This is a genomic window from Sporomusa sp. 246TCP1, assembly GCF_057319775.1.
The window spans coordinates 5900299-5923148 of record NZ_CM170492.1 but is presented as its reverse complement, the minus strand read 5'-3'; the positions used below and the strand labels follow the sequence as shown (position 1 = coordinate 5923148).

The following is a 22850-nucleotide window of genomic DNA, read 5'->3' as shown; positions in this document are numbered from 1 at the left end:
TTGTTAGTTTTTTAATATTCTAATTTCTAATTATTATATACAGTTATCTCCGCTATTACAAATAGCGGAGATAACAAACACCAGTCTCTATCAGATATTAGATAAGATACCGCAGGTACACATAGATATTAGCAATTAGTATCGACAACAGCATAAGTGGAAAACCAACCTTCATAAATCTTACAAAGGATATTGGATACCCTTCTTGCGCTGCCAGGCCGGCTACAATGACATTAGCACTAGCACCAATAATTGTACCGTTGCCGCCAAGACATGCACCCAATGCCAAACTCCACCAGAGTGGTTCCAGATTAGTCATTCCTAGAGCGCCCATATCTTTAATTAACGGAATCATCGTAGCGACAAACGGAATGTTGTCGACAAACGCTGAGGCAAGAGCACTAAGCCAAAGGATGATCATGGCCGTAGTTGTGGGATTGCCTGCTGTGAGCTCCATAGCCTTTTGGGCCAATAAGGAAATTATCCCTGTCTCGACAAGTCCGCCAACCAAGATAAACAGCCCGATAAAAAAGAATAGCGCCACCCATTCTACCTTGTGAAAAATAGATTCCAGGTCATGATCAGAATTCTTTTTAGCTAAAAGCATCAACAAAGAAGCTCCGAAGATCGCCACTGTCGCCGATTCCAGATGCAGTTGCTGATGGAAGAAGAAGAGTGTTACTGTCAAGGCCAGCACAGCTAGGCAAATTTTCAACAGCTTGGGATTTTTAATCTGGTGACCGGGGTTAAGACTCTTAATTTTCGCACTCAACTCTGCTGTTGTTTTGAGGTGCTTGCGGTAAATTAGGACAAGAATGATGATATTAACAACAAGGATAAGCATTGCTATTCCGGCAAGATTGTTGACAAATGCAAGAAAATCTAATTCTTTTACTGCACTGCCAATCATGATATTAGGCGGATCGCCAATCAACGTCGCTGTTCCGCCAACATTAGACGCGATGATTTGCGATATCAAATAAGGGGCTGGTTTAACATTGAGCTGCTTTGTAATACTCAGCGTTACCGGAACAATTAATAACACGGTAGTCACATTGTCTAATAACGCTGAGCTTATCGCCGTAATGACGCTTAAAACAATCATGAGCTTTAATGGATCACCATCAACCGCCTTGGCCGACCAAATAGCTAAAAACCGGAATAATCCTGTTTCGCTGGTAATAGCCACTATGACCATCATACCTACCAATAAACCTAAGGTATTAAAATCGATATGATGAATCGCCTGTTCCTGACTCAGAACCCCGAACATAATAACAAGTACTGCCCCTGCCAAAGCAATAACGGTGCGATGAATTTTTTCGGATATAATTAGTGCATAGGACACAAGAAAAATACCTACAGCAATAGCTGCCTGATTACTCTCCATTTTTTTCGCCTCCAATTTGTAGTTTGGTCTTGCTTAACCGAATAAACAATAAAAATTTACGCCCCCCAAGATAGACATAAAGAGGAGCCCACAAGCACTCCTCCTTATCAGTATTTCCTTTTTAAAAAAGCAGGAGGAACCCTTGGTGACAGGCTCCTCCCATAAACAAAGCATATTTTTTTTGTGATTTTATCATAATCAAAATCAGACTGATTGTCAAGAATCCCTTGCTAAAATACGTAATCCTACATAATTCTACACTATAATTGACTATAATCAGAATATTGGGTTGACTAGTTTACTAATATAGTAGTATTATTTTGGCAATGATATAATTTCGTGGTAGAGAGTCTCTCACGGACTCTCTACCCTTTTGCATTATTTTGGGAGGTGCTTTATATTGCATGATCTTGCTTTTTGGGGTTCAGTCATTGTTTTTCTAATCACCTATGCGCTAATTATTTCGGAAAAAATCCACCGGATGGTAGTAGCCATGGCCGGCGGCCTGGTGATGCTGCTGTTTGGCTTTTTAACCCAGGAAACCGCACTCAAAGATAATATTGATTTTAACACCCTCGGACTATTAACTGGTATGATGATCCTCGTTACCATCACTCGCCGTACAGGCGTATTCGAAGCTATTGCCATCTGGGCGGCCGGTATCACGCGTGGTGAACCTCTACGGCTCCTGGCACTATTGTCCTTTATTACCGCTATTGCTTCAGCTTTTCTTGACAATGTTACCACTGTCTTATTAATTGTACCTGTAACATTGACGCTGACCGACAAATTACAGGTTAACCCTACCCCCTTTCTTATTGCGGAAATAATCGCTTCAAACATCGGTGGTACAGCAACCTTAATCGGTGATCCCCCAAATATTATGATTGGCAGTGCGGTGGGCCTTGATTTTAATTCCTTTTTAATCCACCTGGCTCCTATCGCTTTTATAATTTTAATTGTGACCATTGCCTTGTTGCTTTTGATTTACCGAAAAGATTTACAGGTTGATGACCACAACCGCCAAGCTATTTTGCAGCTCAAATTTAAGGAAGAGATTAAAGACTGGCGGCTATTAAAAAAATCCCTGACCGTCCTTGGTATTACCATTGTTGCATTCGTCTTCCACGGAGTTCTGCATTTGGAATCAGCTACCGTTGCACTTACCGGAGCAATCCTGCTCATGTTGGTCAGCCGTGAAGAGCCTGAAGATATTCTACTGCACATTGAATGGCCTACTCTTTTCTTCTTCATTGGACTGTTTGTCCTGGTTGGGGGGTTAAAGGCAACCGGCGTCATCGGTGAATTAGCCAACTGGACCCTTACCGTAACCCACGGAAATTTATTGCAAACAACCTTGATCGTCTTATGGGTATCGGCAATTGCTTCAGCCTTTATTGATAATATTCCCTTTGTCGCCACTATGATTCCCATGCTTCAAGAAATGGGACAGCTCTCCGGCATGAGCTTAGATCCCTTGTGGTGGTCACTGGCGCTTGGTGCCTGCCTTGGCGGCAACGGAACCCTTATCGGCGCCTCAGCTAATGTTATTGTAGCAGGAATTGCTGAAAAAAATGGCATTTCGCTCACCTTTAATCACTACCTGAAGATTGCTTTTCCGCTGATGGTAGTATCAATTATTATCTCTCATATCTACCTCTACTGGCGCTATTTTTAACTAACCCTACCAGAACGTATCAATTTATAAAAACAGGCTAAAAATAACATTGTTTTGTACTTTCGCCAAAACTCTATCAGATACGTATGGGAGGAATTGTTATGACTGCCTCTATGAAAAAATGGCCCTTTCAAGATAACCCTCAAATCATAATTAAGGATATCGCAGACATAGCAGAGCTACCAAATTATCCTGGCCAGATCGCCGCCGTTACCGATGGTTGGGTCGATGGCCAAGTCGCAGCAGTTCTCCGCGGTGGCAGTAATGCCCGGTCAGTACTTGATGTTATGGTGCAAGCAGGTATCAAAGAAGCGCATATATATCACTTAGAAGAAAAACTTTCTCAATTGGAGGAAGTCTTCCTGTCTTCAGTAGTAGCGCCTGCCCACACACTGTTTGATAATGTAAATATTACTTGGCGGCGTGAGGCTACTATTTTTGATTTAATCAAAAGCATCGGCTCCCACTATAACATGTTATTCTTTGGTGCGCCGCTGGCACAATCAGAAATTAATCCCCTTTATAAGCAATTGAGACAAGTCTATGAAGGCAGTATAACTCTAGTACGCGGGCCGGTGCAGGATATCGATTTCGATCAAGGCGATGCCATTTACCGGTGGGTGCGGGAGAGAACCTATGAAGCAGCAGACTTTTCTCTACCTTCGGTTCTTCGGGCATGCAAAAAAAACTTAGGCGTAAAAATTGCTATTATTCTGCCCAGTCTAAACGAAGAAAAAACAGTTGGCAATGTGATACAAACTGCCCTTGAGGTAAAAGATGCCGGAGTCATTGACGATATTGTTCTCATAGACTCTAATTCTACAGACAACACGGTAGCTATTGCTCAGTCCCATGGAATTCCCGTTTATCAGCATACCGAAATAGTCCCTGAACAGGGCAGTTACCGGGGTAAAGGCGAAGCTATGTACAAAAGTGCCTATGTTACCGACGCTGATATTCTGGCGTGGGTAGACACTGATATTGAAACAATTACACCACGCTTTTTCTACGGTCTATTAGGGCCGATGCTTACCCATCCTGAGATAAAGTTTTCCAAAGGCTACTTTTCCCGCCCGGTGCGTGTTGAAGCAACCGGACTAGAACTGGGCGGCGGCCGTGTTACGGAAATATTAGCCCGCCCCTGGATTAACACCTTCAGTCCTGAGCTTTCCGGCTATATTCAACCGCTTGCCGGAACGGTGGCAATATACCGCGATTCCCTGCTCAAAATGCGCATACCGGCAAATTACGGTGTAGAAATGGCTATGCTTATTCAAGCTGTCGAACAAACCAATCTCTGGTCTACTTGCCAGGTAAATCTTGGTGAAGTCATTCATAAGTCAAAGGGAGTCATTGGACTCAGTGAAATGGCTTTTCAGATCATTCAGGTCATGGCTGAATTAAAGGGTTTTCATGGTGAACAGGCTCTGCCTACTATTTTGAGACGCGTTTATTCGGCGCATGGCGATTTTAAAATTGACGCCAAACGGTTTAGCACCGTTTGGCGCAACTATGGAAATTGATATACTTGCGATATTTTTACGAAAGACAGAGCCACCGGATACGGAATTTTGTGTTTTGGGAATAACAACAGTGTTAAGTCAATCTTGACTATTAGAGAAAATCACAGTAATATAGGAGGAGACTGTCACTGACAGGCTCCTTTTCTTACTATTTAAGTTTTTAAATGTTTTTTATTACTGATCAGATTTATCTTGCATTCATTCATTGCTAGGTGCTACCACATATCATATTCAGGAGGAATAATCGCGCTATGAAACTAGCTGCTCGTTTAGGCAATCTTGGTACGGAAAACGCTTTTGATGTACTTAATGAAGTAACCCGTCTCAAAGCGACTGGACGCGATATTATTAGCTTTGCCATTGGTGAACCTGATTTTGACACTGCTGATAACATTAAACAAGCCGGTATTACCGCTATCCAGAACAATTTTACCCACTATAGCCCCTCGGCTGGTATTATGCCGCTCAAAGAAGCCATTGCCGACCACGTTTCCACTACCCGCCAGCTACAGGTAAAACCCGAACAAGTAGTTATCACCCCTGGTGGTAAGCCAATCATTTACTATGTGCTGCACGCCTTAGTTGACCCCGGTGACGAGGTCATTTATCCTAATCCGGGTTTTCCCATTTATGAGTCGGTCATCCGCTTCACCGGTGGCATACCGGTAGCCGCCCCGATATTGGAAGAAAAGAATTTCAGCCTGGATACGAATGAACTGGAGAAACTTATCACCCCTAAAACCAAACTCATTATTTTAAATAGTCCCCATAACCCTACTGGCGGTATGTTGACTGCTCAGGACATCAAAAATATCGCTACACTTGCCCGGAAATACGATTTGTGGGTATTATCTGACGAAATTTACAGCCAAATTGCCTATGAGGGAACTTTTGTGAGCATCTCCTCACAGCCATGTATGCAGGAACGAACCATTATTCTTGACGGCTTTTCTAAATCGTATGCTATGACTGGCTGGCGGCTAGGCTATGGAGTTATGGCGGAAGAGTTAGCTGTGCATATTGCCCGCCTAATCACTAACTGTGAATCCTGCACAAACACCTTTGTACAATATGGCGGTTTAGCGGCGTTAACTGGCCCGCAGGATTTTGTCAGCAACATGGTTAGTGAATTTAAAGCCAGACGTGATTTAATTGCCGCCGGACTAAACAGCATTCCCGGCTTTTCCTGCCAAACACCTACCGGTGCCTTCTATGTTTTCCCTAATGTTACCGAGGCCTGTGAGCGTTTAGGCCTGCCTGACAGCAAGGCTCTGCAGCAACACCTTCTCTATAACGCCGATGTAGCCGTACTGCCCCGCTCAGCTTTTGGAGGGCGAAATATCGGGGAAAATCAGGAATATCTTCGTTTCTCCTATGCAACCTCCCGTGAAACTATTGCAGCAGGCCTTGCCCGTATTGAAAAGGCAATGCACCTGTCTTAGGACGAAGCTGAAAACAGGTTTCCACCGGCAAAATGCCATTGGGAGCCTGTTTTTAGTTGCTTTACAGCTGAAGCAGTTTCATGGTTTTTTCATCAGTAATACCAGTTTCCGGTAATCTGTTGTCCCGTTGAAAAGCCCGCAGTGCCGCCTCAGTATCTTTACCAAAGGTTCCCTTGGCCCGTTCCTGGTAATAGCCCAGTTGCACGAGTTTGAGCTGCAATACAACAACATCAGGCCCCTGGCTTCCCCGGCGCAGCACCCGGTTCAGACCGGGCTTCGGGCCAAGAATGTCGACAGGCGTCCCTACAGGCACCCATTCATACAGTTCTTCCGAATCCTGATTACGCATGCGAATACAACCATGGCTGGCAAAGTTACCGATGGACCAGGGCGCACTTGTACCATGTATTCCATAACTCCCCCACGGTATATCAAGCCCCATCCATCGGGTACCCATCACCTCTCTGGGACTCCAGCCTTTATACACAATATTCCATTCCCCAATAGGCGTTGGTGTCGCCCGTTTGCCGACAGCAACCCGATAACGCTTAAATAGCCTCCCATTATCATACAGTTCCAGTACCCGGTCGGGAACTCTGACAATTAAATGCATTTCACCTTCCGGTGCTTTCGACGGCTGGCTAACCGAATAGTTGAGAGCAGCAGCATCCAGATATTCAAACAACCAGATACCGCCAAATAGAACAAATAGCGCAACAATAATAATACTAAACCGGTTTTTAGTCCGCTTGGCATTTAAGTTTAAAAAATGCATGTTCATAATTTACTCCTGCTCAGTATTTGCTACTAACATCCTATTAACTTGCTCAATTATCCATGCACACAACAAAGCTTTATTCAGGCTTTTTTTTTAAAAAATATAAATAATAGAAAAATTGAAATAGTTCGAAAAAGTGCATCCTGAGAGACAACCCCTACAAAGTAAGGCTAACCGGCCCATATAACGATTTATGCTATTTTAATATTTCGAATTGGTTATAATTGGTTTGGAATCTACTTTTATGAGGAGAGGACCTATTGAACCGGAAAAATTATTTATTTTTGGCGGTCATCTGTGTACTGGTATTTAGCTTACAGGCTGTATGTTTAGCCACAGAAAAAACTCCTTTACGTAAACACACCACCGCTACTGAGTTTGATATTAACCAAATCGGATAGGAGGCCACCCATTATTTGAGTGGCCGACCTTCCACAGAACTTATCCCGTAAAATCGTGCATCCCGATTATTGATCTGAAACCCTCATATAAAGCCCTTCTTCCGTAAAAATATCGGGATAATATTTTTCTTTCAGTATGCTGTATATTGAATTTATCAAATTCAATAGGAGGTTTACATGAAAGATAGTACGATTTTTGGAATCATCCAACAAGCATTAATGATTTTGGAAAAAGAAGTAGGATTAGCCCCATCTTCACTTGAAGTGATTGCATCACGTAGTTTTAAGCCAATCTCTGCTTTCTTCAAGGTAAAACAAGAAGAATTTTACAGTGAAGACTTGATAAACGAACTTGAGGAACTCTATAGAGAGAACCTGCAGGCCGGAGCGATTTCCCGAAATGTATTCAATCTCCGCACCCGAGGAATCAGGATACTGCGAGAAGTAGGCGAGACGGGCAGATTCGTTTGGAAAGGCCCCGCTTACAAAGATACTTTCGCTTTATCGGAGAACTTTGAGCGCATTATCGCCGGTGTCGCTGATGATAGTCACTCAGAACTCAGAAATCGTAATAACCAAACCATAGTCAGGCGCTTTCTTCTGTCGCTTACTGGCTTGGGAATCAGCGATATCTCTCAAATTAAGGCAGAGCATGTGCAGATGTTTCTGAGCGATATTTCGCAGACACGCGCAAAAAGCATGGACGATGTTGTCGGATCACTCCGTAAACTGGATCATTATCTCACCAGTTCAGGGGATTCAGGACTTCCGTATGCAGGCTTACTGATGGTGCCGAGAGCAAGAGAGAGAAAAATATATCCGTGCATGCCTCTGGATGACTTGAACTTAGTCATCAGGTCTATTGATCGAAGCACCGCGATAGGGAAACGCGATTATGCCATTTTGCTTTTGGCAGCAAGCAGCGGGATGCGTGCTGGGGACATTGCGAAGATTAAACTGTCGGATATTGACTGGCGTAAAAGCGAGGTCCAAATAATCCAAGGAAAAACCCAGATACCAATTAGCCTTCCACTGCAAAGAGCCGTTGGCGCAGCGTTGGCAGACTATATCCTGAACAGCCGTCCGGAATCGGAATCTCCACAGATATTTTTAAGAAGCCTTGCACCTTTTCAAAGCTTTAAAGATGGCGTTTCAGTAGCGTGCGTCTTGCGCCGACGTATGAAAGCAGCAGGGGTTTCACATAGGCTTGGTGATGGGAAAACGATGCACGGCATCAGAAGGATGCTTGGAACCCAGATGACAATGGAAGGGGTACCCATCACAACGGTCACACAGATACTTGGTCATCAAAACACCGGCGCGACAAGACCATATATTTCTTTGGATATTGAGGGCTTACGCGAATGCGCACTGGGGTTTGACTCTTTTGAGGAGGGCTCCAGACTATGAAAACGCTCAGCGAATATATTGAGGATATGCTCCTCTACAAAGAGTCCATTGGTTATTCCAGACGTTCCTACGAGTACGATTTAGATCGTTTTTGCAGATTCATAGAGTCAAAGCAGTTGAATGTGTCTGAACTCAAGGAAGACGTAGTTCTTAACTGGTGCTCACGGCGGGAAAACGAGTCCAAGACCGGGGCAAGAAGAAGGATTCAATCAATTCGGGAGCTGCTTAAGTACCTATCTGCAATCGGAGTCGATTGTTATGTGATCCCATCAAGTTTTCTCCCCAGGCAAGAGACACGAACCCCATATATTTTCACAGATAAAGAGATGTTGAGCATTTTCAAGGAATGCGACGGGCTTCCACCTAATCTTTGTTCTCCGCATCGGCATCTGATTCTTCCTGTATTATTGAGATTGATCTATTTCTGCGGCCTACGCCCGAACGAAGGTCGGGAACTGCAGGGCTGCGATATTGATTTCGACAAAGGCATACTGCTAATCCGAAAAAATAAATCCCACAAAGAACGCTATGTCGCCATGTCCGACGATGTATTACAGATGTGCAAGAATTATCAATCAACTGTTGCAGAGATTTTCGCCAACCATATGTACTTTTTTCCATCAACAAACGGCGCGCCATTTAATCGGCGTTGGCTTGCCAGACAGTTTCAAATGATCTGGAGTAAAGCCCGGGGAACTGGCAATGAAGCAAGCGCTGTTACTTATGATCTTAGACATCGCTACGCTACGACAATGATGATGAAATGGCTGGACGAAGGCGCGAACCTTTACGCCAAGCTCCCGTACCTGAGTGCGTACATGGGCCACACCCACTTTTCGGACACGGCATATTACATCCACCTTTTGCCCGAAAGGCTCATTCGTTCAACTGCTATTGACTGGAGCCATTTTTCGGATTTGATCCCGGAGGTGGCCGAAGATGAATGAGAAGAGCACTCGGTTTTTCAAGTTGGTGAGAGACTTTTTGACGGTATATCTCCCCGATCAAAAAGCTGTGAGCGTCAATACAGTTAAATCATACCGTGAATGCCTTAACCAGTTGTTACGCTACATTTGCGATAGAAATGGGATCAGTCTGGGAAAACTCAGCTTTGAGCGCCTTTCCAAGGAGACTGTCGAGAATTATTTAGGGTATCTTGAAAAAGAACGGTATTGCAGTGTTTCCACGCGCAATCATCGGCTCGCATGTATCCGGTCATTCGTTAAATATGCCGGTGCCAGGGATATTGGTGTTCAGGCATACGTCAAAGATTTGTGTACTATCCCTTTAAAGAGGGCAGCAAAGACTACCGTCATTAAATTCTTCAGTGAAGCTGCGTTGAAAACAATACTTGAGCAGCCAGATACCAGAAAGAAGAAAGAGTTGCGAAACCTATTCTTTATGATACTGATGTATGATACCGGAGCCCGAAACCAAGAACTGCTGGATCTCAAGCTAAGTGACATTCATTTCGAAGGGAAATCTCCCTACGTTGTCATTACCGGAAAAGGCAGAAAAACGCGTTTGGTGCCGGTAATGCCCAAAACCGTTGATCATTTCAGAAAATATGCTGCAGTTTTTTACCCTGAACACACTTCTGACGATTATCTTTTTTACACTGAGCGTAAAGGGCGCCGATTTGCAATGTCGCCAGACAACACAGAAAGATTCATCAAGAAATACGGTGTCGCTGCTCATAATATGAATCCTGAAGTTCCTGAGTCGCTTCATTGCCATATGTTTCGCCATAGCCGCAGCATGCACTTGTACAGAAGTGGTATGCCAATGGTATTGCTGGCTGAATGGCTCGGGCATGCGCAGATTTCATCGACCTTGATTTATGCGAATGCTGATACGGAAATGAAGAAAGAGGCCATCCAGAAAGTTACTTCAAAGCTGAACCCGCTGGTGTCTGGAGAAACCACATATCTTGAATGGGAAGATGATGAGGAATTAATCAGGCAGCTTTACGGACTGAGTCGCTAAATATTATCCCGATATTATCATGAAAGAAGGGCTTTATATGAGGGTGTGATGCCGATAATCGGGATGCCGCATTTTGCGGGATAAGTTCTGTTATCCCGTTAACGGGATAACAGAACCGTACGTACCGTTCGGTATACGGCTCCTCCCCTGTTCATCTACAAACAGACCCATAGTATTCAAGAAAATTTAAATATCCTGCCTTCTTAAGTCTCTCAGCAGAGATGGCTTTGGCAATAATCGGGTTGCGGGCGACACGCCAGTAACCTTTTCTTATGTTTGCACCTTCCCATGCTACCCAATCCTCTATGCCTAATTTCCTAAGCATAGCGTATCGCGTTCTTACTTTTTTCCACTGTTTCCATATGACCATTCGGATACGTCTCCGTACCCATTGATCTATTGTTTTCAGTAGATTTTTCATGTCTGCCAGTTTGAAGTAATTCACCCAACCTGTTATATACTGTTTGAGTTTTTCCTTCCTCTGATCATATCCCATTCCGTTGCTTCTCGATGTAATCTCGCGTATTGATAACGCTTTTGGAATGTACTCTCAGACCGACATCTCTGCTCTTGTTAATGTAGAACCCGTAACCTAAGAATTTGACCTTGCCTACATAGGCTACTTCTGTCTTTTCCCTGTTTACTTTGAGGAATAATTTCCCCTCTATGAACGGAATTAGATTTTTCAATGTCCTGTTGGCCGCTCTTTTGCTTTTGCAAAAAATAAGCATATCATCCGCGTAGCGGACGAACCTATGCCCTCTTCGTTCAAGTTCCCTATCCAGCTCATTCAGGAGAATATTGCCACAAATTGGACTTAGAGGTCCCCCTTGTGGCACTCCTAATTTTGTTTCCTCGAATCTACCTACACGTGTGATAACTCCTGCCCGAAGATATTTATGGATTAGAAATATAACTCTCCCATCCTTAATACTCCTCGACAGTACCTCTATCAGCTTGCTTTGGTTGACGGTATCGAAGAATTGCTCCAAGTCCATATCCACGACATACTTGTATCCGTCGCGGATGTTTTTCTGACTGGCTTTAAGGGCATCATGTGTGCTCCTTCTTGGTCGAAATCCGTAGCTGTTATTCGAGAACTGTGTCTCATAGATTGGCGTCAAGACTTGCGAAATTGCCTGCTGTATCACTCGGTCTACGGCTGTTGGTATTCCTAATTTTCTCGTTTTCTTTCCGTCTTCTTTGGGTATTTCTACCCGCAGTACGGGGTGAGGCTGGTATTTTCCAGCCTTGATGGTCTGCCGAATTTCCTCCCCGTTGTCTTTGAGATATTGCAGAAGATCTTCTACTTTCATCCCATCGACTCCGCTTGACCCCTTGTTCTTCTTAACCCGCTTGTATGCCTGGTTAAGGTTATCTGGGGCAAGGATGGTCTCCAGCATTCCATCTTCTGGTCTGTCAGCATTGGTGATGTTGTTTTCAGTTATCCCCGAATCAGTAAGCACTCCCGCATACCCTTTGTGTTCCACACTATCTCTTTGCGGACAGCCACCGTTTGCACGCTGTTTTCTGCTATTTTCCCGATTCTCGGTAACATTCATTTACTTTCACCTCCAAGGGTTCCGCCCTTCACAGTACCGCCAGCGGTACTGCTAGTATGGCTTCATCTGACTCCTCGCGACAAATCTTATTTCAACCGGTTTTCGCAAAGACACTTCCACCGTCCGCGAGGTCTCCCCGGGTAAGAACGCAGTCTTTCTCCCCATCCACCTGCCGCATTTACACAAATTGATTTCGTGTAGTTATTGGACTTCGACTTGTTAAGCAGCCTTATCCTCAATTTATGCCTGATGCAGTTTCTGTTCGTCAGGCCAGAGATTTGCCTCCGCCTTCCTTCACACTCCGTTTCACAATGGACGCGCTTGGCCTTGGCTATACACTTCCCACTACCGGGCGTGTTCGGGACTTTCACCCGTTAGACTGCGCCCATGCCGGGCGCACTTAAATGATGCACTGCAGCCGTAAACTGCAGTGCATTTTTTATTTATTACCTGATTGACATTATCATAATAGGGGCCGCAATGCACCGGCCATCAAGTTCACTTTCACAATCATCCAAAGCATACCCCAGCCTGGCATGATGAAATTAGTTTTATGCAATACTTGGCAAAAAGCCTTTACTTGATTTACAATATACTAAGGGGTTTTTCGACAAATTATTAGTAAATCAGTAATAGGAAACAACATTCTTTTAATATTTATTTGAGAAAATGAATATATATTTCCACGGATGGGTACTCTTCACACGGCTGTGAATAAAGGAGTTCTATAATATTGTTTCAGAAGCTGCGCCTTAAACTTACCTTAATTAATGTCGCAATCATGTTAGCCCTGTTCTTTTTGCTTATTTGCGGCACCTACTTTTTCGCCAAAATTGATATGAACAAACATACCCAAACCGGGCTGCAAAGAATTGCCGTTGATATTCAAGCAGGGATAATCAGTGATTTGCCACAGCGGCCTAGTGGTCCAGGCCGCGATCCCCGTCAGCTTCCGCCTGGACCGCCACCGGTTTCACCCCCGGGGCCATCGCCCGGACCTACTTTCTTCTTTGTTAAGACTTCACCTGAGGGTGCTATTACCTTTCAATCCTCCAATCAGCCCCTTAATGCAAGCAGCCTGGCAGCACTTACCAACCAGGCTTTGCAGGCGACTGCCAATCAAGACACCCTTATACTAGAAGAAACAAACTATACTTATCTTAAAGCCCCGCTGGACAACCAGTATGGCACTGTAATCGTTTTCCATGATCTAACCCAAGAAACTAACATGCTGCAACTAGTACTGACAACCCTCCTTGCGGTCGGCCTTGTCTGTGCAATCCTTTCCTTTGGTGCCAGCTTCTACATGGCCAACCGCGCTATGGTTCCCATAAAAAAAGCCTGGCGGCAACAGCAAAATTTTCTTTCTGATGCGTCCCATGAATTGCGCACACCGCTGACCATTATTCAAACCAATCTGGATATTGTCCAGGACAGCCTGGACGAAACGGTCGCCAGTCAAAGCAAATGGCTCAATAACATCCAGGAGGAAAGCATCTGTATGAAAAACCTTGTTAATTCCCTCCTGTTTTTAGCCAGAGCCGATTCCACGCAGCAACCGCTCAAAAAACAACTAGTTTTCTTAGACGCAGCTCTCAGACAGGCAGCAGCTCCGTTTGAGGCCATAGCTCAGCAACATTCTTTAATGCTGGAGGTGCACGCAAGCTCTGTTATGGAAGTCTATGGCGACGAAGCCCAGCTAAAACAGGTCATTGCTATCTTGCTGGATAATGCCAGTCGTCACACGCCTCCTGGTGGCAAAATATCAGTTTCCCTGTCGCAGGCAGGCAGTAAAATTATTCTAACCGTTTCCGACTCCGGAGAAGGCATCCCAACTGAACATTTGGATAAAATTTTTGATCGGTTCTACCAAGTAGATAAATCGCGGAACAAGGGCGGTTCAGGACTCGGACTATCTATTGCCAAATGGATCATTGAAAGTCATGGCGGCTCAATTACTGTGACCAGTATTCCTGAAGAAGGTACTATCTTTACCGTCCAACTTCCTCATAAACCCAATGTTTAATTTTATCTAAATATTTATTTAAACTAAATAAATTTCCAATAACTATCTGTCATAATAACGTATAGAGATACCAAGGATGGTGAAATTTTCACAAGGCTGTGGTTACAAAGGGTGTCGTAAATGAAACTACTGCTCGTAGAAGACGAAAGCAAACTAGTTGACTCATTATCGCACTTATTAAGAAAGAATGGATTTGTAGTAGATGCCGCGCTAGATGGCCAAACAGGTCTGGAAATGGCTTGTACCGACATATATGACATTGTGGTGCTGGATCGCATGCTGCCTCAGCAAGATGGAATATCTTTACTCAAGGAATTTCGCAGCCTGGGACATAATACCCCGGTTATCTTTTTAACTGCCAAGGATTCTCCTGAGGACCGGGCTGAGGGCCTGGATGCAGGCGCTGACGATTACTTGATTAAGCCTTTTTACTCGGTTGAATTATTGGCACGCCTCAAAGCCTTAACCCGCCGTCGTGGCGGAGCAATAGCAGAAAATGTGCTCACTGCCGACGATATTATTCTCAACCCACTACGTTGCCAAGTACTAAAAGGCAATGAAGTAATTCAGTTAACCCTCAAGGAGTCCCAGCTGTTAGAATTGTTGATCCGTAACTATGGTCATGTAGTAACTAAGGAGCAAATTATTCAAAAGGTATGGGGCTACTTTTCAGAAGCTGAATTTACCACTGTCAATCTCTATATTCATTACCTGCGCAAAAAACTCAAACTCTCTAATCTTAAAACCGTTTGGGGAGTAGGCTATTATCTACATAAAGAAAAAGAGTCCTTGGCTGCGAATTAAGTTAGTAAAAGACTACCAAACCTGGTTGGGATTGGTAGTCTTTTTATCAATGGAAGTTGGGTGAAAACAATGAGACGGAAGCAATTTCTTTATAAAGCCTATGGGTTAACTATCGCTTCGGATTTTTATTTACCGGGCCTTGTAGAGGGGAAAGGCTTGCCAGATGTAGTAATACGGTATGGAGCTGTGCCGGACTCTCTGGAAAATGCAATTATTAATGCGATACTTTTTCAGGTTGCTCCGGGGGAATTTTTACTCACTCTGGACGGAGTGGCCCGCTACTATATAATCAATGGACACGAAATTATTGTAGAACCATTTGTAACTGCTGCTGATGCTGACGTACAAGTATTTCTACTGGGACCTGTATTGGGCGCCTTGCTGCAGTTGCGGGGACAGTTCGTACTGCATGGTGCTGCAGTAGCAATTAACGGTCAGGGGATTATACTCAGTGGCGATTCCGGGGTTGGCAAATCGACTCTGGCAGGTATGCTCTGCAAAAAAAATTATGAATTTTTGACTGATGAGTTATGTGTGATTTCATTGTCCAGCAAAGGACAACCAGAAATTGTCCCGGGCCATCCCCGACTCAATCTCTGGGCGGATGCGGTGAAAGAACTGGGAGAGAATATTTCCTTGTTGCCACGGGTGCGTAAAAGTTTGGAAAAGTATCAACTTCCACTGGATAAGGTGTTTTCCGCAAAATCTGTTCCACTGAGATGGTTCTGTCAACTGACCCGCGATAATACGGAAGAAATTCAACTTCTCAAATTGACAGATTCAGAGAAACTCGCGACAATCGATACTAACACCTATCGTTACTGGTTTTTATCGGGAAAAGGTGGACAGCCAGCCCATCTAAAGCAATGCAGCCAACTTGCGAACGCTGTTGACAGCTTCCGCCTCTGTTACCCTATGGATGGTTTTTGGCTAGATGATCTAGCAAATCTTGAGGAGGAGATAGGCTTATGACAGGTATCTTTTGGCTGGCCTCTTACCCCAAATCAGGAAATACCTGGTTTCGCGCCTTCCTTAGCCGTTTACTATGTGCAAATAAAGATTCAATAGATATCAATAGCCTAAAAACAGACGGAACTGCCAGTTTGCGAGGTATTTTTGACTATATACTGGGGATAGAGGCTTCCGATTTGACTGCGGAAGAAATTGATGCATTGCGTCCCAAAGTATATGCCTATATGGCTGCTCAAGCCCCCAAGCCTTTGTATATAAAAATACATGATGCCTATACTTTTCTGGCGGATGGAAAGCCCCTTATCCCTACAAGCGGTTGTAATGGTGCCATATATATTATTCGAAACCCCCTGGATACGGCGGTATCCCTGGCCTATCATCTTGGGTGTGATGTCGACATCGCAATTGAGCATATGGGCAATCCGAACTATTGTTTTTCTGGTAGTAGCCGCCATTTGCATATCAAATTAAAGCAGCAACTGCTGACCTGGAGCGGTCATGTCGAAAGTTGGACAACTGGACCGGCATTCCCGGTAAAAGTGATTCGGTATGAGGACCTGCATGCCAAGCCTTTGGAAACCTTCACAACAGCAGCAGCTTTTGTGGGATTCCCGGCGGTTTCGAAAGAAATTCAGCAGGCAATAGCAGGAGCTGATTTTAAGACTTTGAAACAACAGGAAGAATGTACGGGCTTTCGTGAGAAGCCTGCTAATATGGTTGCTTTTTTCCGCGAAGGCAAAGTGGGGAGTTCTCGTAAAGTACTAACCCCTGCCCAGATCTCAAGAATTGTGAACGGTCATGCGACCGTAATGCGCCGCTTCGGCTACCTCGGAGAACAAGACGAGATTCTTTTTTAAGAAGACAAGAAAACAAAATAAAACAGGGACACCAATGAATAGAGATAGGTGTGGTATATGAAAGTAATCGCTGTTGATATTGATAATGTGTTAAATGATTTTTCGGAAACCTTAGCAAAATCTACGTTTACATTTAAAGATTCCTATGGCTTATCGCTTGAAGAATTTGATAACTATCTTGATCTGATAAAACAGGATGTTGTTGCTGAAAGTGAATTTTTGACAACTAAGTTTTCTGATTTTCGTCATCGTATCCATGAGCAATGTTATCCTTTGGCACAAGCTAACCCGGATGCTGTTCAGTTTATGAATTGGTTAAAAGCCAATGACTGGAAAATCGTTATTTGTACCAAGCGAAATTTGCGTCTGACTGGGGAATGTACTAAAAAATGGCTCCAGGATAATCATATTCCCTACGATTACCTAATTACGGCCCTAAATAAAATTGTTTTCTGTAAATTATGGGATATCCCGTATTTAATTGATGATGATCTATTAAATATTACCTACGGTGAGCGCTATGGCATCCAGATATATTATCCCCTTATGGCCAAGCATAGTTCAGTTGTTTCCCAAACAGCAAAAGGGTTTACTCGCTTTGAGGAGATTAAACAATGGATACAAGAGTAGAACTTCTAAATGAATTCTATCAAACCATGTGTAAAGGTAAAGTAAAAGTAGAAAATAAAAATTACGGTTTTGAGTTTATCAAAGAACTGACCGCAGATGACGCGACGTTGGATTATGTTCAGATGGAAAACAATCTTATTCATAAATACAGGTTGTTACATGTCTCAGAGGATCATAAACAAAGGTTGTTGCAAGGACATGTAAACCAAACTTATAATGTCTGCCTTTATTTTGATGAAACGGCAAACAACACGCTTTGTTTTAATATCGACAATAACTATAAACGGAATAATAACGAGATTATACCGGAAATAGAACTTGCCGTAGACTATTTGCAACAGCATCTTGGAAAACATGGCATCGAGGCAGTCAACGTTAAAAGTGGACGTGGCTATCACGTGTGGTGCCGTTTTGCAAAGCCGATAGCCAATCAGCTGTTATTAGATTTTATGATAAGAATCTCGGCTAAAACGTTAGCTTCCTTGCATTATAGTAATCATGATTACCGTTCTATTAAAATTAATATGAGTCCAAACCCGCGATTTGTGAAGATTATATCACTCCGTGCGTTCGGTTCAAGGCATATCAAAACAGGGCTTTTTTCACATATTCGGACAAAAGACGGTATTCTAAATGAAGAGGATTCCTGGAAGTATTTTCGCGATTATATGAAGAATAAAACCGTTTCAGAGCAGCAATTTTTGCTGGCGTTTAATGAAGTGGCAAAAGCAATTTCTTTGGTATGAGAGATAGACGACCAAGCCCAACCTTTCTAGGCTGGGCTTGGTCGTCTTTTCTATGTAGGATATCTATTCCTTGTTACCTGGTTGGTCTAAATAGTTTCTCACTGCAATTATAAATTCACGAGCATTGGTTACTTGAATTTTCGCCTCTTCACAACTTGCCACATAAAAATCTTCATAATCACTATCCTAACGAATATTGAATGCTTGATGTAATGAGCGAGAATATCTTCTATCAAATGCACCTACAGCCACAAAATTCTTATCAAAAAAACTAATAATTCCAGAATGTTTTTTGGAATCAAACGACGCCATAGCACAGACAGCTCTAGCAGCATGAAACATAGCATAATAGGAACTACTCAACGCCTTAATATAAATGCCTTTTTCCAGCATTATGCCTGCCGCTTGTAATTCCAAATCTGCCCGTTGCATTCTATACAGGGATAAATCCTTCCGATTATCAACCATATAGTAAAATACCTTCCCGTTCAACGTTTTTATAAAAAGGTACATAACTCACATATTTATTGTAATCCATAAAACTCTTGGGGCGAATAGACAGTACCACCCCATATTCAATTGATAAATCTACGCTAATATCTAACAAAGCATCCGTATAGCATTTTACCTGCTCCGGTGATTCATTAATAATCACTAGAATATCCAAATCTGATTCAGCATCTTCATCGCCTCTGGCATAAGAACCATACAAAAATACACGACAAAGTTTATCATGTAATATAGACTGTAATTGTGGAAGTAACCGAGATAACAAATCTTGCAAACGTTGTTGCCCAATACCACGATTTCCCAAAATTCCCTGTACCATCATTTCACCCCCTACAAACCTAGATTCTTATCCTCACATTACCATCACAATAATGATGAGTCAAGCCAACTAGTGGCTCAAAGTACATTTTTACGACCGTTTATTCCCGTTGAGTCAATGGAATACAAGGAGAGGGGTTTTACTTTTGGCATTGCCCCAAAAGTAACAAAAGGTCTAGGCTCTAAGCCTCCAAAACCTGAAAAGCCGGACGATATTCCTAAAATCCGTAAACTCGCTATATGCCACAAGAAAGGCATATCAAGCTTTTTGAATCTGTACAACAATTACCGTCCTCATCAATCGCTAAACTACTTAACGCCAGCAGAAGTATACTCTGGTAATTACACAATAGAGTCTTTCCAATGCCAAAGATAAGCAAAGTCCGAATTCCCAGTAATATATTTTAAATATTGTAAAATACAACCAATAACATAACCCTGAATCGGTGGCACATTTTTTGCATTAACACTGATAAGCGTTTAAACTGCAAATTAAGAAATACAGTAGTAGTCATGATAGGCATTAATGACATAACTGAGCGTATGTTACGAGGGATCACCCTCAAGAAGGCAAACCTTAACACACCTCATGCGTAGACTGTTTTTTCAGCATGGTACAATCCAAATATAATGATATTGTCTTATACTAACGCCATATAAATTGCTCGAAATGTTTCAAACCATGGACTATCCTTACCAAAATGCAATTCATATCTGCGAGCATGATGAACTAGACGGGCGGCAAATGTAATCATGGTTTGAATGACAGTCTTAATTCTGCGCCGAAACGCTTTCTTTTTTAATGGAGAATGCTCTTGGTTTGCGAGTTGTTGACCAATTATTCGCAGTACATTGTACGCCAACATAGCAAACTTTAAGATTATGTCATTTGTAGCAAATTTGCCAGATGGAAATCGTTCCAAATCCATATCTGTCTTGATTTCGCTGTGAAATTGCTCGCTTGTTCCATGTTCATGGTAGAGCTGAATAATGATTTGCGGCTCATCCGGCAAAGACGTCCAATAGGTATCTACCTCAATATTGGGAACTAAGAGAATTTGCCCATTTTTAAGAATGGTTCTTTCCGTGATACAATAAATGACTCTCACGTTTTGCCCCAATTCTTCCCTATATAATTGGGTCGCCCCCCAGTATACGCGTTTTCCCGGACGGTGGTTTACGCAGATGCCTTCCGCTTTTGCTAGCTCTAACCAGCGTTCACGAGATTCTCTACGCAGATTGCGCTTGATGATGAAATCCGTATTGGTCTCCGGTCTAAGAAAAATAGCCAAATTATCAATACTATCATTACCCGAATCCATACGAATCAGGGTTGGAAGAGATGTTAATTGTTTAGCATACTCAATGCTCTGGCGCAAAAATTGTGGTGTCCCTTTTTGACAATGGTCACTACCAGGGCGAAGCTCTACATGCAAAGCATATCCTTCTAATCCTATATAAGCAAACATGGGCGCATAGCCGTCGAAATCTTTATATGTCCTTGATACCCCTTCTTTTTTAGTTTTTGAGTTATCAAAAGGAGATACATCACAATCAATTGGGATGTATCTCACCTGCTGCACTTGGTTTTCTTCAGTCGTTCTGGAAAGGGTAACCGGGGTAATGCTAACTTGTAAGACTTTGAGTAGAGCAATGGATTCTTCAGCAACAATACTCGACCAAGCCGGTTGGGTAGCTCCTGCATCCAAACGTTGACGCAATGTAGGACTTGAGGGAGCACGGTAGATACGTAGAGCTTGCCGGAAAAACTTGTCTTTTCGGAATTCTTCAATGCAATCAAAATCGCTTTTTCCTTGGCATAACAAACCGATATATGAAATAGCTATATCACCATGCGAAAGCTCAGGAGCTATTACGCCGCTAAGCTGAGTTTTACTCAATCGTTTATATAATTCAGTCTTGGCGAGCAATGCGCCTACTAAAGTCATTCCCGAATAGGTAGTAAGTTCTTCACTTGATTGTTTTAAAAGGTATTTCATTGATACACCTCCAAGGTGAATTACTATTCCCTGATTATATCTCAATACCTTTATAATTCGACGTTTTTCTCTCTTTTCCTATGTCATTTGTATTTCCGTGCCACGGATTAAGGATAACTATATGGAAAGGAGAGAAACCGCCTTAAATAAGTATTAAAAAATGTCTTGACAATGTAGGCCACTATAGTCCTTTAATTCATTGTCAGCTGGAACCGTCCCCGTCGACACCGACGTGGGACCTTTCCCTTGTCTGTAAACCCCTAATGCTAGCAGCATTACCTCTTTACTTCGCTGAATATAATGTATTAACTGTATGAAAAGTCGTTGCAGTTTATGTAGTTGTGCATTATAATATTATCATTACGATTTGTGAGGTGATGTGTATGTACCGTACAGCAATAGAAGCGTTATATAAATGGAAATCAAAAAAGAACAAAAAACCGCTGATTATCCGTGGTGCAAGGCAGGTCGGCAAAACATGGCTGATGAAAGAATTCGGACAAACCGCTTATGAAAATCAAGTATACATCAGCTTTGACAATAGTCAACGCATGAAAGATTTGTTTGATGTCAATCTTGATGTATCGCGTATTATTACCGGACTGGAACTGTATGCCGGACGGAAAATCAATCCCGAAAACACACTGCTTATTTTTGATGAGATACAAGAAGTACCCAAAGCATTGACCGCACTAAAATACTTTAATGAAAATGCACCGCAGTATCATATTGTTTGTGCAGGCTCCTTACTCGGTGTGGCGCTACATCACGGCACATCCTTCCCCGTGGGCAAGGTGGATTTCATGGACTTATATCCGCTGTCCTTCACCGAATTTTTAATGGCAATGGGAAAAAAACAATTTATCGAACTACTTCAAAATGACGATTTTGAAATGGCAACAACCTTCAAGCAAACATACATCGACATGCTCAAATATTACTACTATGTAGGTGGTATGCCTGAGGCTGTTTTGAACTTTGCGGAGAACATGGACTTTAATGAAGCACGGGAAATTCAGCAGCGTATCCTTGCCGCTTACGAACAAGATTTTTCAAAGCATGCTCCCCACGATGTTGTGCCGCGTATCCGTATGCTCTGGAACAGTATTCCGGCACAGCTAACCAAGGAAAACAAAAAGTTCATCTATGGCCTGATTAAGGAAGGTGCTCGGGCAAAGGATTACGAGCTGGCAATGCTCTGGCTAATCGACTGTGGCCTTATACACAAGGTATATCGTGTAACAGCTCCCAGTTTGCCGCTGAAAGCATATGAGGATTTGAAAACCTTCAAGCTGTTCTTTCTTGATGTAGGACTGCTCTCCTGTATGGTACGTTTAAAGCAAAATACCCTGCTTGACGGCAACAAAATGTTCAAAGAATTCAAGGGCGCGTTGACAGAACAATATGTATTACAGCAACTCAAAACTCTGAAAGGTATCGAGCCTTATTACTGGACAAATGACCGTGGTAGTGCGGAAATCGATTTTGTGATCGACAACGGCAATACTATAATTCCCCTAGAAGTCAAAGCTGAAATCAATTTGCAGGCAAAAAGTTTAAAAACTTATCGAGATAAGTTCAATCCAAAAATCTCCGTCCGCACCTCAATGGCGGACTACAAAAAAGAAGAATGGCTGCTAAATCTGCCACTATATGCGGTAGAGAAGTTAGCAGGAATTGAGTAAAGTCATGACCATCGACAAAACAGACAGCTAACACGCTAGGAATCTCTGCTTGTGCACAGACCAGGGACCTGTCCCTTCGTCTGCCGTTTCAGCTAACTTTAGCAAATATAAGTCAATGTTTTAGATAACGCA

General features: G+C 42.9%; 21 protein-coding genes. 14 read left to right on the top strand and 7 right to left on the bottom strand.

Annotation, left to right across the window (positions count from 1 at the left end; all coding sequences use genetic code 11):
- Positions 1-97 precede the first annotated feature (97 nt).
- Complete coding sequence (locus AC1ECB_RS27970; RefSeq protein WP_485666809.1) at positions 98-1390, bottom strand: ArsB/NhaD family transporter; 1293 nt, start codon at positions 1388-1390, stop codon at positions 98-100.
- Positions 1391-1790: 400 nt separating this feature from the next.
- Here AC1ECB_RS27970 and AC1ECB_RS27965 point away from each other — a divergent pair, with 400 nt between their 5' ends.
- The 3 genes from AC1ECB_RS27965 to AC1ECB_RS27955 all read left to right on the top strand — a co-directional run bounded on the left by AC1ECB_RS27965 (position 1791) and on the right by AC1ECB_RS27955 (position 6033).
- Positions 1791-3068: an ArsB/NhaD family transporter gene (locus tag AC1ECB_RS27965; protein ID WP_485666808.1), complete on the top strand. Its 1278-nt coding sequence runs from the start codon at positions 1791-1793 to the stop codon at positions 3066-3068.
- A gap of 101 nt (positions 3069-3169) precedes the next feature.
- A complete protein-coding gene (locus tag AC1ECB_RS27960; protein ID WP_485666807.1) occupies positions 3170-4591 on the top strand; it encodes a glucosyl-3-phosphoglycerate synthase in 1422 nt (473 codons plus the stop codon).
- Positions 4592-4842: 251 nt separating this feature from the next.
- Positions 4843-6033 (top strand): pyridoxal phosphate-dependent aminotransferase, encoded by a 1191-nt coding sequence (locus tag AC1ECB_RS27955; protein WP_485666806.1) that lies wholly within the window; start codon positions 4843-4845, stop codon positions 6031-6033.
- Between the two features lie 61 nt (positions 6034-6094).
- On the opposite strand, the gene AC1ECB_RS27950 is transcribed toward AC1ECB_RS27955, so the two are convergent.
- Complete coding sequence (locus tag AC1ECB_RS27950) at positions 6095-6814, bottom strand: L,D-transpeptidase family protein (RefSeq protein WP_485666805.1); 720 nt, start codon at positions 6812-6814, stop codon at positions 6095-6097.
- A gap of 257 nt (positions 6815-7071) precedes the next feature.
- On the opposite strand from AC1ECB_RS27950, the gene AC1ECB_RS27945 reads away from it, so the two are divergent.
- The 4 genes from AC1ECB_RS27945 (at position 7072) to AC1ECB_RS27930 (ending at position 10608) form a co-directional block, all read left to right on the top strand.
- Positions 7072-7212 (top strand): hypothetical protein, encoded by a 141-nt coding sequence (locus tag AC1ECB_RS27945; protein ID WP_485666804.1) that lies wholly within the window; start codon positions 7072-7074, stop codon positions 7210-7212.
- Between the two features lie 177 nt (positions 7213-7389).
- Positions 7390-8622, top strand: coding sequence for a site-specific integrase (locus AC1ECB_RS27940; protein WP_485666396.1), 1233 nt, complete (start codon positions 7390-7392; stop codon positions 8620-8622).
- A complete protein-coding gene (locus AC1ECB_RS27935; RefSeq protein ID WP_485666397.1) occupies positions 8619-9569 on the top strand; it encodes a tyrosine-type recombinase/integrase in 951 nt (316 codons plus the stop codon). The genes AC1ECB_RS27940 and AC1ECB_RS27935 overlap by 4 nt, the downstream gene beginning before the upstream one ends.
- Positions 9562-10608, top strand: a complete 1047-nt coding sequence (locus AC1ECB_RS27930; RefSeq protein WP_485666398.1) for a tyrosine-type recombinase/integrase — start codon at positions 9562-9564, stop codon at positions 10606-10608. The genes AC1ECB_RS27935 and AC1ECB_RS27930 overlap by 8 nt, the downstream gene beginning before the upstream one ends.
- A 151-nt stretch (positions 10609-10759) precedes the next feature.
- On the opposite strand, the gene AC1ECB_RS27925 is transcribed toward AC1ECB_RS27930, so the two are convergent.
- Positions 10760-11104 carry a group II intron maturase-specific domain-containing protein gene (locus AC1ECB_RS27925; protein WP_485666803.1) on the bottom strand — a complete coding sequence of 115 codons (345 nt, stop codon included), beginning with the start codon at positions 11102-11104 and terminating at the stop codon, positions 10760-10762.
- Complete coding sequence (gene ltrA / locus AC1ECB_RS27920; RefSeq protein WP_485666802.1) at positions 11094-12170, bottom strand: group II intron reverse transcriptase/maturase; 1077 nt, start codon at positions 12168-12170, stop codon at positions 11094-11096. Before ltrA ends, AC1ECB_RS27925 begins: the two co-directional genes overlap by 11 nt.
- A gap of 733 nt (positions 12171-12903) precedes the next feature.
- On the opposite strand from ltrA, the gene AC1ECB_RS27915 reads away from it, so the two are divergent.
- The 6 genes from AC1ECB_RS27915 (at position 12904) to AC1ECB_RS27890 (ending at position 18205) form a co-directional block, all read left to right on the top strand.
- On the top strand, positions 12904-14196 hold the full coding sequence (locus AC1ECB_RS27915; protein ID WP_485666801.1) for a sensor histidine kinase: 1293 nt from the start codon (positions 12904-12906) through the stop codon (positions 14194-14196).
- Between the two features lie 120 nt (positions 14197-14316).
- On the top strand, positions 14317-15000 hold the full coding sequence (locus AC1ECB_RS27910) for a response regulator transcription factor (protein WP_021166497.1): 684 nt from the start codon (positions 14317-14319) through the stop codon (positions 14998-15000).
- A 69-nt stretch (positions 15001-15069) separates the two neighbouring features.
- Positions 15070-15972: a hypothetical protein gene (locus AC1ECB_RS27905; protein WP_485666800.1), complete on the top strand. Its 903-nt coding sequence runs from the start codon at positions 15070-15072 to the stop codon at positions 15970-15972.
- Positions 15969-16829: a sulfotransferase domain-containing protein gene (locus AC1ECB_RS27900; protein ID WP_485666799.1), complete on the top strand. Its 861-nt coding sequence runs from the start codon at positions 15969-15971 to the stop codon at positions 16827-16829. Before AC1ECB_RS27905 ends, AC1ECB_RS27900 begins: the two co-directional genes overlap by 4 nt.
- Before the next feature lie 57 nt (positions 16830-16886).
- Entirely contained in the window at positions 16887-17459 is a 573-nt protein-coding gene (locus tag AC1ECB_RS27895; protein WP_485666798.1) for a hypothetical protein, read from the top strand.
- On the top strand, positions 17444-18205 hold the full coding sequence (locus tag AC1ECB_RS27890) for a hypothetical protein (RefSeq protein WP_485666797.1): 762 nt from the start codon (positions 17444-17446) through the stop codon (positions 18203-18205). The genes AC1ECB_RS27895 and AC1ECB_RS27890 overlap by 16 nt, the downstream gene beginning before the upstream one ends.
- 186 nt (positions 18206-18391) lie before the next feature.
- Here the strand turns inward: AC1ECB_RS27890 and AC1ECB_RS27885 are convergent, their stop codons facing one another.
- The 3 genes from AC1ECB_RS27885 to AC1ECB_RS27875 all read right to left on the bottom strand — a co-directional run bounded on the left by AC1ECB_RS27885 (position 18392) and on the right by AC1ECB_RS27875 (position 21033).
- Entirely contained in the window at positions 18392-18673 is a 282-nt protein-coding gene (locus AC1ECB_RS27885; RefSeq protein WP_485666796.1) for a HEPN domain-containing protein, read from the bottom strand.
- Positions 18666-19037 carry a nucleotidyltransferase domain-containing protein gene (locus AC1ECB_RS27880; protein ID WP_485666795.1) on the bottom strand — a complete coding sequence of 124 codons (372 nt, stop codon included), beginning with the start codon at positions 19035-19037 and terminating at the stop codon, positions 18666-18668. Before AC1ECB_RS27880 ends, AC1ECB_RS27885 begins: the two co-directional genes overlap by 8 nt.
- A gap of 637 nt (positions 19038-19674) precedes the next feature.
- Complete coding sequence (locus AC1ECB_RS27875) at positions 19675-21033, bottom strand: IS1380 family transposase (RefSeq protein WP_485666752.1); 1359 nt, start codon at positions 21031-21033, stop codon at positions 19675-19677.
- Between the two features lie 383 nt (positions 21034-21416).
- On the opposite strand from AC1ECB_RS27875, the gene AC1ECB_RS27870 reads away from it, so the two are divergent.
- Complete coding sequence (locus tag AC1ECB_RS27870; RefSeq protein WP_485666794.1) at positions 21417-22718, top strand: ATP-binding protein; 1302 nt, start codon at positions 21417-21419, stop codon at positions 22716-22718.
- Positions 22719-22850 lie beyond the last annotated feature (132 nt).

Excerpts from the sequence above, each read along its gene's own strand:
- AC1ECB_RS27930 (WP_485666398.1), top strand. The coding sequence starts at position 9,562 with ATGAATGAGAAGAGCACTCGGTTTTTCAAGTTGGTGAGAGACTTTTTG.
- AC1ECB_RS27895 (WP_485666798.1), top strand. The coding sequence starts at position 16,887 with ATGAAAGTAATCGCTGTTGATATTGATAATGTGTTAAATGATTTTTCG.
- AC1ECB_RS27880 (WP_485666795.1), bottom strand. The coding sequence starts at position 19,037 with ATGATGGTACAGGGAATTTTGGGAAATCGTGGTATTGGGCAACAACGT.
- AC1ECB_RS27905 (WP_485666800.1), top strand. The coding sequence starts at position 15,070 with ATGAGACGGAAGCAATTTCTTTATAAAGCCTATGGGTTAACTATCGCT.
- AC1ECB_RS27875 (WP_485666752.1), bottom strand. The coding sequence starts at position 21,033 with ATGAAATACCTTTTAAAACAATCAAGTGAAGAACTTACTACCTATTCG.
- AC1ECB_RS27970 (WP_485666809.1), bottom strand. The coding sequence starts at position 1,390 with ATGGAGAGTAATCAGGCAGCTATTGCTGTAGGTATTTTTCTTGTGTCC.
- AC1ECB_RS27935 (WP_485666397.1), top strand. The coding sequence starts at position 8,619 with ATGAAAACGCTCAGCGAATATATTGAGGATATGCTCCTCTACAAAGAG.
- ltrA (WP_485666802.1), bottom strand. The coding sequence starts at position 12,170 with ATGAATGTTACCGAGAATCGGGAAAATAGCAGAAAACAGCGTGCAAAC.
- AC1ECB_RS27870 (WP_485666794.1), top strand. The coding sequence starts at position 21,417 with ATGTACCGTACAGCAATAGAAGCGTTATATAAATGGAAATCAAAAAAG.
- AC1ECB_RS27925 (WP_485666803.1), bottom strand. The coding sequence starts at position 11,104 with ATGGGATATGATCAGAGGAAGGAAAAACTCAAACAGTATATAACAGGT.
- AC1ECB_RS27885 (WP_485666796.1), bottom strand. The coding sequence starts at position 18,673 with ATGGTTGATAATCGGAAGGATTTATCCCTGTATAGAATGCAACGGGCA.
- AC1ECB_RS27955 (WP_485666806.1), top strand. The coding sequence starts at position 4,843 with ATGAAACTAGCTGCTCGTTTAGGCAATCTTGGTACGGAAAACGCTTTT.
- AC1ECB_RS27960 (WP_485666807.1), top strand. The coding sequence starts at position 3,170 with ATGACTGCCTCTATGAAAAAATGGCCCTTTCAAGATAACCCTCAAATC.
- AC1ECB_RS27940 (WP_485666396.1), top strand. The coding sequence starts at position 7,390 with ATGAAAGATAGTACGATTTTTGGAATCATCCAACAAGCATTAATGATT.
- AC1ECB_RS27900 (WP_485666799.1), top strand. The coding sequence starts at position 15,969 with ATGACAGGTATCTTTTGGCTGGCCTCTTACCCCAAATCAGGAAATACC.
- AC1ECB_RS27890 (WP_485666797.1), top strand. The coding sequence starts at position 17,444 with ATGGATACAAGAGTAGAACTTCTAAATGAATTCTATCAAACCATGTGT.
- AC1ECB_RS27950 (WP_485666805.1), bottom strand. The coding sequence starts at position 6,814 with ATGAACATGCATTTTTTAAACTTAAATGCCAAGCGGACTAAAAACCGG.
- AC1ECB_RS27910 (WP_021166497.1), top strand. The coding sequence starts at position 14,317 with ATGAAACTACTGCTCGTAGAAGACGAAAGCAAACTAGTTGACTCATTA.